This window comes from Bradyrhizobium sp. SOJA106 (genome assembly GCF_059448745.1).
This window is the reverse complement of record NZ_CM182549.1, coordinates 7,485,032-7,498,852: the sequence shown is the minus strand read 5'-3', so window position 1 is coordinate 7,498,852 and position 13,821 is coordinate 7,485,032. Positions and strand designations below refer to the sequence as shown.

The 13,821-nt window shown below is 64.8% G+C and carries 11 protein-coding genes; 7 read left to right on the top strand and 4 right to left on the bottom strand.

Translation table 11 applies throughout. The annotated features are described in order from the left end of the window. Positions 1-68: 68 nt before the first annotated feature. The 4 genes from AC5V87_RS35390 (at position 69) to AC5V87_RS35375 (ending at position 4,512) form a co-directional block, all read left to right on the top strand. A complete protein-coding gene (locus tag AC5V87_RS35390; RefSeq protein ID WP_495369237.1) occupies positions 69-1,307 on the top strand; it encodes an FAD-binding protein in 1,239 nt (412 codons plus the stop codon). Beyond that, positions 1,304-2,626, top strand: coding sequence for a glycolate oxidase subunit GlcF (gene glcF / locus AC5V87_RS35385; RefSeq protein WP_456842523.1), 1,323 nt, complete (start codon positions 1,304-1,306; stop codon positions 2,624-2,626). The genes AC5V87_RS35390 and glcF overlap by 4 nt, the downstream gene beginning before the upstream one ends. Positions 2,627-2,711: 85 nt before the next feature. Beyond that, entirely contained in the window at positions 2,712-3,068 is a 357-nt protein-coding gene (locus AC5V87_RS35380) for a histone (protein ID WP_495369236.1), read from the top strand. 433 nt (positions 3,069-3,501) lie between these two features. Further along, entirely contained in the window at positions 3,502-4,512 is a 1,011-nt protein-coding gene (locus tag AC5V87_RS35375; protein ID WP_495369235.1) for a TorF family putative porin, read from the top strand. Positions 4,513-4,955: 443 nt separating this feature from the next. Here AC5V87_RS35375 and AC5V87_RS35370 read toward each other — a convergent pair whose 3' ends face one another. Further along, complete coding sequence (locus AC5V87_RS35370; protein ID WP_495369234.1) at positions 4,956-6,716, bottom strand: ABC transporter ATP-binding protein/permease; 1,761 nt, start codon at positions 6,714-6,716, stop codon at positions 4,956-4,958. A 318-nt stretch (positions 6,717-7,034) separates the two neighbouring features. On the opposite strand from AC5V87_RS35370, the gene AC5V87_RS35365 reads away from it, so the two are divergent. Continuing rightward, positions 7,035-8,699, top strand: a complete 1,665-nt coding sequence (locus tag AC5V87_RS35365) for an L-lactate permease (RefSeq protein WP_456842526.1) — start codon at positions 7,035-7,037, stop codon at positions 8,697-8,699. A 234-nt stretch (positions 8,700-8,933) separates the two neighbouring features. After that, the gene (locus AC5V87_RS35360; protein WP_456842527.1) at positions 8,934-9,332 is read left to right on the top strand and encodes an META domain-containing protein; all 399 of its coding nucleotides are present in this window, start codon (positions 8,934-8,936) and stop codon (positions 9,330-9,332) included. Positions 9,333-9,493: 161 nt separating this feature from the next. Here the strand turns inward: AC5V87_RS35360 and AC5V87_RS35355 are convergent, their stop codons facing one another. The 3 genes from AC5V87_RS35355 to AC5V87_RS35345 form a co-directional block, all read right to left on the bottom strand. Beyond that, the gene (locus AC5V87_RS35355) at positions 9,494-10,705 is read right to left on the bottom strand and encodes a hypothetical protein (protein ID WP_495369233.1); all 1,212 of its coding nucleotides are present in this window, start codon (positions 10,703-10,705) and stop codon (positions 9,494-9,496) included. Positions 10,706-10,850: 145 nt separating this feature from the next. Next, the gene (gene groL / locus AC5V87_RS35350) at positions 10,851-12,482 is read right to left on the bottom strand and encodes a chaperonin GroEL (RefSeq protein WP_456842529.1); all 1,632 of its coding nucleotides are present in this window, start codon (positions 12,480-12,482) and stop codon (positions 10,851-10,853) included. A 172-nt stretch (positions 12,483-12,654) separates the two neighbouring features. Beyond that, a complete protein-coding gene (locus AC5V87_RS35345) occupies positions 12,655-12,951 on the bottom strand; it encodes a co-chaperone GroES (RefSeq protein ID WP_495369232.1) in 297 nt (98 codons plus the stop codon). A 313-nt stretch (positions 12,952-13,264) separates the two neighbouring features. Here AC5V87_RS35345 and AC5V87_RS35340 point away from each other — a divergent pair, with 313 nt between their 5' ends. Further along, positions 13,265-13,786, top strand: a complete 522-nt coding sequence (locus AC5V87_RS35340) for a hypothetical protein (protein ID WP_495369231.1) — start codon at positions 13,265-13,267, stop codon at positions 13,784-13,786. Positions 13,787-13,821: the final 35 nt, after the last annotated feature.

Here is a 13,821-nt window from a genome sequence, read left to right as displayed (position 1 = left end):
GCCGGCGATAGTCGCCGGCGTCACGCCGCATTTGATTTTGACGGCGAATTTCGCTACCGCCTTTTCCCGTGGACACGCTCAGGGTCAGAGACGCCAAGGACGTCGAAGAGGTGGTGCGCGCGGCAATTGCCAATGAGCAGCCGCTCGAGATTATCGGTCATGGCTCTAAGCGCGGCATCGGGCACACGATGGCGACGAACGCCGTGCTCGACGTCTCCGCGCTGAATGCCGTCACCTCCTACGAGCCGAACGAACTGATCGTCACGCTCCAGGCCGGTGCGCCGCTGGCCGACGTGCTCTCGCTGATCGATGCCAAGAACCAGCAATTTGCCTTCGAGCCTGTCAACACGGCGCCGCTGCTCGGCACGCCGGCGGTCGGGACCATCGGCGGCATGATCGCGGCGGGGCTTGCCGGCCCGCGGCGGATCAGGGCGGGCGGGGTCCGCGACCATCTGCTGGGGGCGCACGCCGTCTCCGGTTTCGGCGACAGCTTCAAAACCGGCGGCAAGGTGGTGAAGAACGTCACCGGCTACGACCTCTGCAAGCTGCTCGCGGGGTCCTGGGGCACGCTGTCGGTGATGACCGAGGTGACGCTGAAGGTGATGCCAAAGCCCGAGGCCGAGCGCACGCTGCTGCTGCGCGGGCTGGATGATGCCGCCGCCAACAAGGCGATGACCGCGGCGCTCGGCTCGCCCTACGACGTTTCCGCCGCTGCGCATCTGCCGAAATCGGCGTTCCGCGCCAAGACCGAGGGACTCGGCGATATCGCCGGCCAGGGCGAGGCGCTGACCGTGCTGCGGCTCGAGGGCATCACGTCCTCCGCCGCGCACCGCGCCGGGTCCTTGCGCGAATTGCTGGCGCCGTTCGGAACCGCGACGCTGATCGAGGACACGGACTCTGCCGCGCTATGGGCCAGCATCCGCGACGTGCTGCCGTTCGCCGTCGCCGGCGCGCTCGGCGCCTGGCCGGTGTGGCGGATCGTCTGTCCGCCCGCCTCGGGCGCGGCGCTCGGCGCGCAATTGGCGCGCGAGACCGGCGGGGATGTGATCTACGACTGGGGGGGCGGGCTGATCTGGGCCGCGTTGCCGCCGAAGGGCGACGCCCATGCCCCGGTCGTGCGCCAGCGCGCGGATGCCGTCGGGGGCCACGCCACGCTGATCCGGGCGGCGGAGGACGTCAGGCGCGATGTCGACGTCTTCCATCCGCAGGCGCCGGGCGTTGCTGCCCTGAGCGAGCGGGTGCGCGCCAGCTTCGATCCGAAGACCATCTTGAACCGGGGACGCCTGAGGCGGGGCGCTGCGGCATGAAGACCGAATTCTCACTGGCGCAGCTCGCCGACCCTGACATCGCGGAGGCCGACAAGATCCTGCGGGCCTGCGTCCATTGCGGCTTCTGCACCGCAACCTGTCCGACCTATGTGCTGCTCGGCGACGAGCTCGATAGCCCGCGCGGCCGCATCTATCTGATCAAGGAGATGCTGGAGAAGGACCAGGCGCCGACCGCCGAGGTGGTCAAGCATGTCGATCGCTGCCTCTCGTGCCTGGCCTGCATGACGACCTGTCCTTCCGGGGTCAACTACATGCACCTCGTCGACCAGGCCCGGGTCAGGATCGAGCAGCGCTATGAGCGGCCCCTGGCCGAGCGGCTGCTGCGCCAGGTGCTGGCCTTCGTCCTGCCGGATCCGCAGCGCTTCCGCGTCAGCATGTGGCTGGCGCGGCTCGCCCGCCCGCTGGCCGTATTCTTGCCGACACCGCGGCCGTCGGCGACGCCGGGCCTGATCCAGCGCCTCAAGGCGATGTTGGCGCTGGCGCCGAACCGGCTGCCGTCGCCGGGGCCTGCCGCCGGCAGCGTGTTCGCGGCGCTCGGCAAGAAGCGTGGGCGCGTCGCGCTGCTCCAGGGCTGCGCCCAGCAGGTGCTGGCGCCGCGCATCAACCAGGCTGCCATCAGCCTGCTCACCCGCCACGGCATCGAGGTCGTGCTGGTACGCGACGAGCAGTGCTGCGGTGCGCTGACCCATCACCTCGGCAACGACCAGGATGCGTTGGCGCGGGCCCGCGCCAACGTCACGGCGTGGCAAAAGGAAGCGGCCGGCGAGGGGCTCGACGCCATCCTGGTGACGACCTCCGGCTGCGGCACTGTGATCAAGGACTACGGCTATCTGCTGCGTGAGGACACGGCGTTCGCGGCCGATGCTGCCAAGGTGTCTGCGCTCGCCAAGGACATCACCGAATACGTCGCCGGCCTCGGATTGGAATCGACTGCACGGCACGACGACATCGTCGTCGCTTATCACTCCGCGTGTTCGTTGCAGCACGGACAGAAAATCACAGGCCTTCCGAAAGAATTGCTTTCCAAGAATGGATTCGTGGTGAAAGATGTCCCAGAGAGCCATTTGTGTTGCGGCTCGGCGGGGACCTACAACATTCTCCAGCCCGAGCTTGCGGGCAGGTTGCGCGATCGCAAGGTCGCCAACATCGCAAGCGTCAAGCCGGACATGATTGCCGCGGGCAATATCGGCTGCATGGTGCAGATTGCCAGTGGCACGTCAGTTCCGGTCGTACACACGATTGAGCTTCTCGATTGGGCTACGGGCGGGTCGCGGCCGGCATTGAACGCGCAGGTTTGAGCTTTCAAGGGCTGAGCTTTGGTCCGCAGGTGACGGCAGAACGACGCCCGATCGACCATTGTTCGGCGGCAACAGGAGGACCACGATGGCGAAAGCGAAGAAGAAGAAAAGCAAGAAGGCCAAAAAGGCCAAGAAGGTTGTAGCGGCGAAGAAGTCCGCGAAGAAGTCTGCCAAGAAAGCAACGAGGTCGGCCAAGAAGTCGGCCAAGAAGGCCGCGAAGAAGGCCGCGCCGAAGAAGGCTGCGAAGTCAGCCAAGAAGGCTGTGAAGCAGGCTGCACCGAAGAAGGCTGCGAAGAAAGCAGCACCGAAGAAAGCGAAGGCAGCTCCCGCGCCGAAGCCGTCAGCGCCGATGGCGGCTCCGGCTCCCGAGCCCGCTGCTGAGACGAGCTGGGCGATGCCTTCGTCTTCTGCGGAGCCGACGCCGGCCGACGGGCAAGGTTAGGCCGGAAGGCCTTGGGGTGGGTCCCAAGGGGCACCAAAGGTGGAGCCACCCCAACGGCAACGAGCGACAACAGCAAAGGCCGCGGCGGTGACGCTGCGGCCTTTTTGCATCGTCATGATGGTCGGGGGCGGCGGCCGTTTCTCACCGTCGGCCCGATTCGTGGCGCGGGCACCACTGCGGCTCGGTTCTCCGTAGTTACCCGGGCCCCCGGTGCACTTTGGAATGCAAATAATGTGATCGAGAAGACACACAGCCTGACAACCTTTCGTGGAATCGTCAAAACGCCCAAAAAGTCGGCAGATGCCCGCGTTTTTTGCTTCACGGTTTACCCGCCCCAATCCAAATTGCCGCAGTTACGAATTTTTGAAGTCAGATCGTGTGCCCCGGGGGGCTTCCGGGGGACTGGCTGGTAGAACTGGTGATGGGGATCGAAATGAAGAAAGTAGCTTTGTTGGCAACGGCGCTGGCAATGGTGACGGGTTCGGCTTTCGCGGCAGACATGCCCGTCAAGGCATTGAAGGCTCCGCCGCCGCCCGCCTTCGATCCCTGGGACGTCGCCTTCGGCGGCGGTATCATGAGCGACTACATCTTCCGCGGCATCACCCAGTCGAACCACAAGCCGTCCGTGACGGCCTATTTCGAGCCACGCTACAACGTCACCAAGGACCTGCAGCTCTATATCGGTACGTCGGCTGAGAGCATCTCCTTCCCGAACCGCGCCGCGGCCGAGGTCGACATCTACGGTGGTATCCGCCCGACCTTCGGCGCCTTCGCTTTCGATATCGGTGTCTGGGGTTACCTGTATCCGGGCGGGACCTGCTATTTTGGCCCACCCGGCATCGACAACGCCGGCGTCTTCCAGGGCGCCGAGTGCGCCGAGAAGGGCCTGCTCAACGGCAACGTCATCAAGAAGAACCTCAACTTCTTCGAAGTCTATGGCAAGGTTCTCTACACCATCAATGACAGCTGGGCCGTCGGCCTCAACGAGTACTACACGCCGAGCTACCTGAACTCCGGCGCGTGGGGCAACTACACCTCGATCACCGCCAAGTACACGGCGCCGAACACGACCTTCGGATCGAGCGGCGTCGGCATGTACGTGTCGGGCGAGTTCGGCCGTCAGTGGCTCGGCACCTCGGACAGCTTCTACGGCGTCCCGGCCTTCCCGAACGGAATCAAATATGCCGACTACAACACCTGGAACATCGGCATCGGCTTCACCTACAAGGTGTTCACGCTCGATCTGCGTTACTCCGACACCGACCTCTCCAAGGGTAACTGCAACGCCTTCACCAGCGACTGGGCTGCCCGCGGCAACATCGCTCCGAACGCTGGCACGAGCGTGACGCCGATCAACCCGACCGGCGTCGCCTCGAACTGGTGCGGCGCGGCCGGCATCGCCAAGCTGTCCTTCGACCTGACGGCGATGAGCAATCTCAAGTAAGTTTCGTCCCGAGCAACTTGACGCGGGCGGCAGGGCAACCTGCCGCCCTTTTGCTTTTGGGGCTAAAGCGCGATGAAATCAGGATGAAGCGTCATCGCGCTTTAGGTTGTTGTTTGAGCATGATCTCCGCGCAAACGCGTTCCGCGTTTGTCGCGAGGGAAAACCGCTGCGCACTTTGCGCTAACGCGGCCCTCCGGGTCCGGATCATGCTTTAGCGAGCGGATCTCCCTCTCGTGCCCCGGACGCAGCGCAGCGCTATCCCGGCGATGCGAAGCATCGTCCGGTCAGCACTGCGCTGCCGAGCCGGGGCCCATGCTTCTGGCGTGCGATACCTGGATCCCGGGTCTGCGCCGCAACGCTGAAGCGCGTTGCGGCTTGTCGGGGACACGACAGGACGTGCTGGTTCTTCTTCCGGCCGGAGTTGCCGGGGCTGCCTTTGCGCGTCAGCGCGCCGCGGTCGTCTCCGCCCGGGCCGCCTCGCCGCCCTTGCCGAGAACGTGGATATCGCCATCCTTCACCATCGCCACCTTCCGGCTGTGGAAGGCATCCAGCGTCGAGCGGTGGCCGATCGAGACGATGGTCGCCTGTGGCAGCTTCTCCGCGAGCAGCCGGTACAGCCGGGCCTCGGAGGGTTCGTCCAGCGACGCGGTGGCCTCGTCCAGGAACAGATAGTCCGGCGCATGGAGCAGCGCGCGGGCGAGCCCCAGCCGCTGTTGCTCGCCGAGCGATAGGATCCGGTTCCAATGACCGTCCTCGTCGAGCCGTTTGGCCAGCCGCGGCATGCCGACCGCGTTGAGCGCTTCCGCGATCTTCTCGGGCGCGACCGTGCCGTGTTCGGCCGGATAGATCACTGCGTCGCCGAGCGGGCCGATTGGAAAATACGGCCGCTGCGGCAGCATCATCAGTCTGGCCTTCTCGGGAATGGCGATGGTCCCGGTGCCGAATGGCCAGATGCCGGCGATCGCCCGGAACAATGTCGACTTGCCGGCGCCGGATGGCCCGCTCACCAGCACCCGCTCCCCCGGCTCGACCGTGAAGGCATCGGCGCTGACCAGCGGCTCGCCGTTTGGCAGCTCCACCAGCAAGCGTGCAAGGGTGATTGCCTTGCCACTCGACCGCGCGACGCCGATGGTCGGCTCGCGCGCGGTGACGGTGGCGGCGGAGCTGACCGACATCTCGAAGCCGTCGAGACGGGCGACGATGGCGCGCCATTCGGCGAGCGAGCGGTAGGCTGTGACGAAGAAGGACAGCGCATCCTGCACGCTGCCGAAGGCCGAGCCGGTCTGCATCATGTCCCCGAGCTGGATGCGTTTGGCGAAGTAGGCCGGAGCGACCACGACGTAGGGAAAGATCGTTGCCGCCTGACCGTAGCTAGCCGTGAAGGCGGTGAGGCGCTTGGTCCGGCTCATGATCGCGTACCAGTTGGCGATGACGGAGCCGAAGCGGTGCAGCAGATGCCCCCGCTCCGCGCTCTCACCCCTCAACAGTGCGATCTGCTCGGAATTTTCGCGCACGCGGATCAGGTTGAAGCGGAAGTCGGCTTCAAAGCGCTGCTGCTCGAAATTGAGGTTGATCAGCGGAGCGCCGATCCAGTGCGTCAGTCCCGTGCCCAGGATCGCATAGACCAGCGCACACCAGACCAGAAAACCCGGGATGACGAAATCGGTGCCGTAGATGTGCAGGGGGGCCTTGTTGGACAGACCCCAGAGGATGACGACGAACGAGGCCAGCGTCACGATCGACGACAGCAGACCGAGGCCAAGGACGAGCGTCTGCTCGACGAAGTTCTTGACGTCCTCGGTGATGCGCTGGTCCGGGTTGTCGGCCGGATCACCCTTGAGCTGCATGCGGTAATGCGTGGCACCGTCCAGCCATTCGCCGAGATAGTGTTGCGTCAGCCATCGCCGCCAGCGGATCTGGAGCCACTGGTTCAGGTAAAGCTTGTAGACGGCCAGGGCGACATAGGTGAAGGCAAGGCCAAGGAAGATCCAGACCTCCATGACGAACGCGTTGAGATCGTAGGCTTGGAGTGCGCTGTAGAACCGGTTCTGCCATTGATTGAGCAGCACGTTGATCGCCACCAGCGTCAGCTCCATCGCGATGACGACGCCAAGCAGGCCGCGGCCGGCCCATTTGTCTTCCGATCGGAAATACGGACCGGCGATTCGCCAGACGACCGCGAGCGTGGCGCTGATGTTCTTCACAGAGCAGGATCTCCTCGAGGGGGTGTGCACAAATGCCGGGAGCCAAATGGCTGCGGCGATGGCGGAAATTGGCTGCGCTTAGACTAAAGTCGCAGGTTCTGCAATTTGCGTTGGCTTGTCGCGGCTTGCAACCTTAGCATGGGCTTCAACGGCGCGGGGTGGGGGCCTCCAGTATTTCGCGAGCTTGTGAGCGGGCGGGAACCGCCGCAAATTGCGAGGAATTCACGTCCAGCTCGGGGGTTATCTTCCCAGCGTCAAGCAGGCTTGGCCGTCCACGCAAGGCCGCCTGCCGCAACACATGCGTGGGGGAGGAAGACCATGTGGAATCAAATCTATGATCCGCTGCACAGCCCCGTGCTGTCGACGATCGCCGCGGCGGTGCCCGTCGTCACGCTGCTGGTCCTGATCGCGAGCGGCCGCGTCCAGGCGCATATTGCGGCCGTCATCGCCGTGATCGTGACCAACCTGATCACGATCTTCGTCTTCACCATGCCGGCGAACATGTCGATCCGCGCCTCGATCCTCGGCATCGTGACCGGCTTCTTTCCGATCGGCTGGATCGTCCTCAACGTCATCTTCCTGTACCAGGTGACGGTCTCGACCGGGCGCTTCGAGCTGCTCAAGCGCGCGGTCGGTGGCGTCACCGAGGACCGGCGGCTGCAATTGCTGCTGATCGCATTCTCGTTCGGCGCCTTCTTCGAAGGCGCCTCGGGCTTCGGCACCCCGGTCGCAATCACCGGCGCCGTGCTGATCGGCCTCGGCTTCTCGCCGCTCGCGGCATCCGGCCTGTCGCTGATCGCCAACACCGCGCCGGTGGCTTACGGTGCACTGGGCACCCCGATCCAGGGCCTTGCCTCGGTGACCGGGCTCGATCCCTACATCTTAGGTGCGATGGTCGGCCGCCAATTGCCGTTCTTCTCGCTGATCGTGCCGTTCTGGGTGGTGTGGGCGTTCGCGGGCTGGAAGGGCATGAAGGACGTCTGGCCGGCGATCCTGGTCACCGGCGTATCGTTCGCGATCCCGCAATTCGTGATCTCGAACTTCATTAATCCCTGGATCGTCGACATCGGCGCATCGCTGATCTCGATGGGCGCGCTGATCCTGTTCCTGCGGGTGTGGCAGCCGCGGCAGCTCTGGCTGTCGCCGGCCCTGCGCGGCCACGATGAATCGGCCGCGACCATGGCGGCGGCAAGACCACTGGACAAGACGCCGCTGACCCAGAGTGAGCTGTTCAGCGCACTGCTGCCGTGGATCATCGTCTGCGTCGTGATGCTGATCTGGGGCAACGGCGCCTTCAAGAGCTGGGCGAATTCGATCTTCACTTGGAATTATCCGGTGCCCGAGCTGCACCAAATGATCAACAAGATGCCGCCGGTCGCGCCCGGACCGACCAAGGAGAGCGCAGTCTTCAGCTTCACCTATCTGTCCTTCACCGGCACCGGCATGCTGATCGCGGCGATCATCTCCGGCTTCCTGATGGGCGTCGGTCCCGGCCGGCTCCTGACCGAGTACGGTCGCACCATCCGGCTGTGCGCGATCTCGCTGATCACGATCTCGGCGATGCTCGCGATCGGCACGCTGACGCGGCTGTCCGGCGTCGACGCCACACTCGGTCTCGCCTTCGCCGCAACCGGCGTGCTCTATCCCTTCTTCGGCACGCTGCTCGGCTGGTTGGGCGTGGCGCTGACGGGATCGGACACCGCCTCCAACGTGCTGTTCGGCAACCTTCAGAAGATCACCTCCGAACAGCTTGGCCTGTCGCCGGTGCTGATGGCGGCGGCGAACTCGTCCGGCGGCGTGATGGGCAAGATGATCGATGCGCAATCGATCGTCGTCGCCTCCACCGCCACCAACTGGTACGGCCATGAGGGCACGATCCTGCGCTTCGTGTTCTGGCACTCGATCGTGCTGGCCTGCCTCGTCGGTGTGCTGGTGACGTTGCAGGCCTATGTCTGGCCGTTCACGGCGCTGGTCCTGAAATAGCCACACCGGTTTCGCGGCAAATCCCCGCGGGGGTCGTCCCCACGCGGGGATTTTTGCATCTCAAGCATGATCCGGAAAAGTGCGCAGCGGTTTTCCGCGAAGATCATGCTCAAACAACGGTCCAAAGCGCGATGACGATTCTTGCCAATCTCGTCGCGCTAGTGCGGGCGAACCTTCTCAATGGCGCCGCCGTCTTATAGAAGGTGCCGCAAATCAGGTCGGTCGAGAGGTGCCATGGTTTCGTTCAAGCTGGTGGTGTGTGCGGCGGTTGCAATGCTCGCCGCGTCCGGCCTCGCGCGCGCCGAGGAGGGATTTCCGTTCGGCACCGAGATGACGCTGGAGGCGCTGCCGCAAGCAGGCTCGAAGCGGATTCCGAACATCGAGATCGGCGACAATGGCGAGGTCGTGCTGGAGCTCTGGTGCAAAGGCGGCAAGGGCCAGTTCTCGGTCGCCGGCAACACCGTGATCTTCGTGCCGGGCCAGATCCAGGATCGCTCCTGTCCGCCGGCCAAAGCCCAGGCCGACGACGACCTCGTCGCAGCCCTCGGCAGCGTCGAAACCTGGAAGCGCCAGGGCGACGTGCTGACCCTGATCGGCCCGAAGCCGCTGCGGTTTCGCGTCAATGGGAATTAGGTCTCTCGTGTCCCGGACAAGGCGTAGCGCGCAGGCGCTACGACGCAAAGGCTTGCCTCACGTGCAAGCCGGGACCAGTTTCTTATCCGCGACTTCGCTTGTGGCTTCTGGGCCCCGGCTCTGCAGCGCTTTCGCGCTGCGTCCGGGGCACGAGCGTCACGTCACTTCCACACCGACTTGTCGGCGTCCCACCGCTGGCCCTTCAGCTCCCTGGCGAGCGCCTCGATCGAGCCGTTGTCGTCGGGTTGATCGCCTTCCTCCTCGGCGGAAGCTTCATCCGAAAGATTGAGCTTGGCGCCACTGCTCTCATCGGCGGTGGTGATCGCAGGGCTGCCGATCCACAGCATCAGCTTGTCGGTGGTGCCCGGCTTGTCGGGCGAGATCAGGCCTGCGACCTCGATCGTGTCGGTGAGCTCGAGCGCCGGGAAATCCTGGTTCGGCCGCTTGAAGACCAGCTTGAGCTTGCCGGTGGCCGGGTTGAAATTATGCGACACCGGCTTGGCCGCGAGCGTCCTGCTCAGCACGCCGGCGATGGCCGAAGCGAGCTTGTCGCGGTTGACCTTGTCGCCCTCGCGCCAATCGGCGGCGGGAATGCGGATGGTGCGGTCCATCTCGGTCATCCCCGCGGTCCAGCCGGCCGCGGTGACGCCGGGCATCGCCTTGAACTTGCCGAGCAGCGCGGCCGCGCGCTCCGGATCGACCGACATGTTGATGGTCTGCTCGCCGGCGCGCAGCGCGTCGCAGCCAACCGAAAGGCTCGCCAGCGTCACCTCGACATCCTGGCCCTTCAGGCTCTTCAGGAATTCGGTTGCCGCATCCAGCTTGACCTTGACCGCGATCGCCTCCGGCGAGACTTCGGTGAAGTCCTTCGGCTGCGGCGTGATGCCGTCGTCGGAGGTCTGGTTGTCGAGAAACTCTCTCTCGCTGAGATCGGAGTTGTCCGGCGAGGTGACCTCGGTCACCACTGAGCCGATGCTGATCTGACCGCGGAACTCGAACGTGTCTCCGGTCGGCTTGCGCAGCAGCTTGACGCTGACTGGCGCTTTCTCGCCGAGGCTCTGCGTCGTGCCCGTCAAGTTCTGGCCGGCGACCTGGAGATTGACGACGAAGCGGTCCTTGCGCTCGGAATTCTTCGCGACGGGATAGCAGACGTCGAGCACGGCGGATGTGACCGTCTTGCCCTGCCGCGTTTCCTTCAGGATCACGTCGGCATTGCCGTCCATCAGCCCGTCGATCGAGGTGAAATAGCGCGTCTCGGTTCCGCCCGGCGCGGTGGCCTTCGGCGACAGTTTCATCTGCGCGGATGCGATTTCGGGCGAGGCGGCGAGCAGAGCCGCCAAAACAATCGTCAGGCAAACCAGGAGTGCGCGCATCGCCGAAATCCTCGAAGGAACAGAATCGGCCGCCACCGTAATTGGTTTTGGCCGTCCGTTGAATTGCAAAGCGTCAGGGAGAGGATCGGCAAAAAAGAAGGCCGCCCGGAGGCGGCCTTCGTAGGCGCTGCAATGAAGGAGGGGCTTAGAAGCCACCCATGCCGCCGCCGGCGGGCATCGCGGGTGGAGCTTCCTTCTTCGGCATTTCGGCGACCATCGCCTCGGTGGTCACCAAGAGGCCGGCCACGGAGGAGGCGTCCTGCAGCGCGGTGCGGACCACCTTGGCGGGATCGATGATGCCCTTCTCGACCATGTCGACATAGTCCTCGTTCTGGGCGTCGAAGCCGAAGGTCTCGGACTTGTTCTCCAGGATCTTGCCGACCACGATCGAGCCTTCCACGCCCGCGTTCTCGGAGATCTGGCGGATCGGAGCTTCCAGCGCCTTCAGCACGATGTTGATGCCGGCCTGCACGTCCGCATTGTCGTTGGACAGACGGCCCACCGCCTTCTTGGCGCGGAGCAGCGCGACGCCGCCGCCGGGGACGATGCCTTCCTGCACTGCGGCGCGGGTGGCATTGAGCGCGTCCTCGACGCGGTCTTTCTTCTCCTTGACCTCGATCTCGGTGGCGCCACCGACGCGGATCACCGCGACGCCGCCGGCGAGCTTGGCAAGCCGCTCCTGGAGCTTCTCACGATCGTAGTCCGAGGTGGTCTCCTCGATCTGGGCCTTGATCTGGCCGACGCGGGCCTCGATGTCGGGCTTCTTGCCGGCACCGTTGACGATCGTGGTGTTCTCCTTGTCGATCACCACCTTCTTGGCGCGGCCGAGCATCTTCACCGTGACGTTCTCGAGCTTGATGCCGAGCTCTTCCGAGATCAGCTGGCCGCCGGTGAGGATCGCGATGTCCTCGAGCATGGCCTTGCGACGGTCACCGAAGCCCGGCGCCTTGACAGCGGCCACCTTGAGGCCGCCACGGAGACGGTTGACGACCAGCGTGGCCAGTGCCTCGCCCTCGACATCCTCTGCGATGATCACGAGCGGCTTGCCCGACTGCACCACGGCTTCCAGCACCGGCAGCATGGCCTGCAGCCCCGACAGCTTCTTCTCGTGCAGGAGGATGTAGGCGTCCTCGAGCTCGGCCGTCATCTTCTCGGCATTGGTGACGAAATAGGGGCTGAGATAGCCGCGATCGAACTTCATGCCCTCGACGATGTCGACCTCGGTGTCGAGCGACTTGTTCTCCTCGACGGTGATGACGCCCTCGTTGCCGACCTTCTGCATCGCCTGGGCGATCATCTTGCCGATGGCGGCATCGCCATTGGCCGAGATGGTGCCGACCTGGGCGACCTCGGAGGAGGCGGCGACGGGCTTGGCGCGCTTCTCGATGTCCTTGACCACGGCCTGGACGGCGCTGTCGATGCCGCGCTTGAGGTCCATCGGGTTCATGCCGGCGGCAACCGCCTTGGCGCCTTCGCGCACGATGGCCTGGGCCAGCACGGTCGCGGTGGTGGTGCCGTCGCCGGCGAGGTCGTTGGTCTTGGAGGCGACCTCACGCACCATCTGGGCGCCCATGTTCTCGAACTTGTCCTCGAGCTCGATCTCCTTGGCGACGGTGACGCCGTCCTTGGTGATGCGCGGCGCGCCGAAGCTCTTCTCGATGACGACGTTGCGGCCCTTCGGGCCGAGCGTCACCTTGACGGCGTTGGCGAGAATGTCGACGCCGCGCAGCATGCGATCGCGCGCGTCTCCGGAAAACTTGACGTCCTTGGCAGCCATGGTCTGCAGTCCCTCGTGTTGCGTGATGTGTCTTGTTTCGTGCAGTGCGGCGCTCTCGTCGTCATTGCCGGGCTTGACCCGGCAATCCATGCTGGTGCGAAGAAGGATGGATGCCCGAGTCAGGCCCGGGGCATGACGATGGAGTATTCAGCGGCCGTTCAGGCGGATGGCCTTAGGCCAGCACGCCCATGATGTCCGACTCCTTCATGATCAGGAGCTCCTCGTTGTCGATCTTGACCTCGGTGCCCGACCACTTGCCGAACAGCACGCGGTCGCCGGCCTTGAGGTCGATCGGAATCAGCTTGCCGGTCTCGTCGCGGCCGCCGGGGCCGACGGCGATGACCTCGCCCTGGGACGGCTTTTCCTTGGCGGTGTCCGGAATGATGATGCCGCCCTTGGTCTTTTCCTCGGCGTCGATACGTTTGACCACGACACGGTCATGCAGCGGACGAAATTTGGACTTAGCCATGACGTTTCCCTTTGCAGGCTCACTTCGGAAGTAGTGAAGTCGGTGGGGCGGCGCTGCCGTTCCTCCTCTTCCCGAGGATCGAACGGAGCGCTTAGCAATCGGGCTTTCCGAGTGCTAAGAGTGGCCCGGGAATATGGCTTGGCCGCGATCCTGTCAAGCAAAGGTGGTTAAGCGATTGGTGAGGCGGATATAGGATGGTGGCATTGGAAACTTGGTCGGGGCGCCCGCGTGTTAAAGGACGTCATTGCTCCGGCGGCAGTTTTGCGCTTGGCTGCGGCAGGGGTGCGGCCATGGTCTTGTTCGGGGGAATGCCATGATCAATTCAGCTCGCGCGCGCACGGTCGCCAATCTGGCCGCTGCCTCTGGCCTGGCGTTCCTGCTTGGCGCCTGCGGCGGCGGCATGAGCCTGCCGTCGTTCTCGTCCTCCCAGCCGCCGCCCGAGGCCGAGCCCGGCACCGGTCCTGAAATGCCGGCGACAATCCGTGCCGACGAGATCGTCGGCCGCTGGGGTCTCGCCTCGTTCCAGAACCCGGCCGACCGCGCCCGCACCGAGGCCGCGGCGAGGGCCCAGTGCAAGAACCCTTACGTGATCACCGCCGGCTCCTCCGGCGGCGTGATCATGCATCTGGCCGACCAGGCCACCCCGCAGGAACTGCGGCTGAAGGGCTCGCCCAGCGGCAAGAACTACATTGGACCGGCCGGCCCGACCCCCGGCGAGCAGGACCGCGAGATCGTCTCCTTCGATGGCCGCGTCCTGATCACCCGCTTCATCGACAAGGACGCCGCCACCCGCTACGGCAACATGGTCTACGTCCGCTGCGCGCCACGGGCGTGATTTCTTTCCGTCATTCCGGGGCGCGCGAAGCGCGA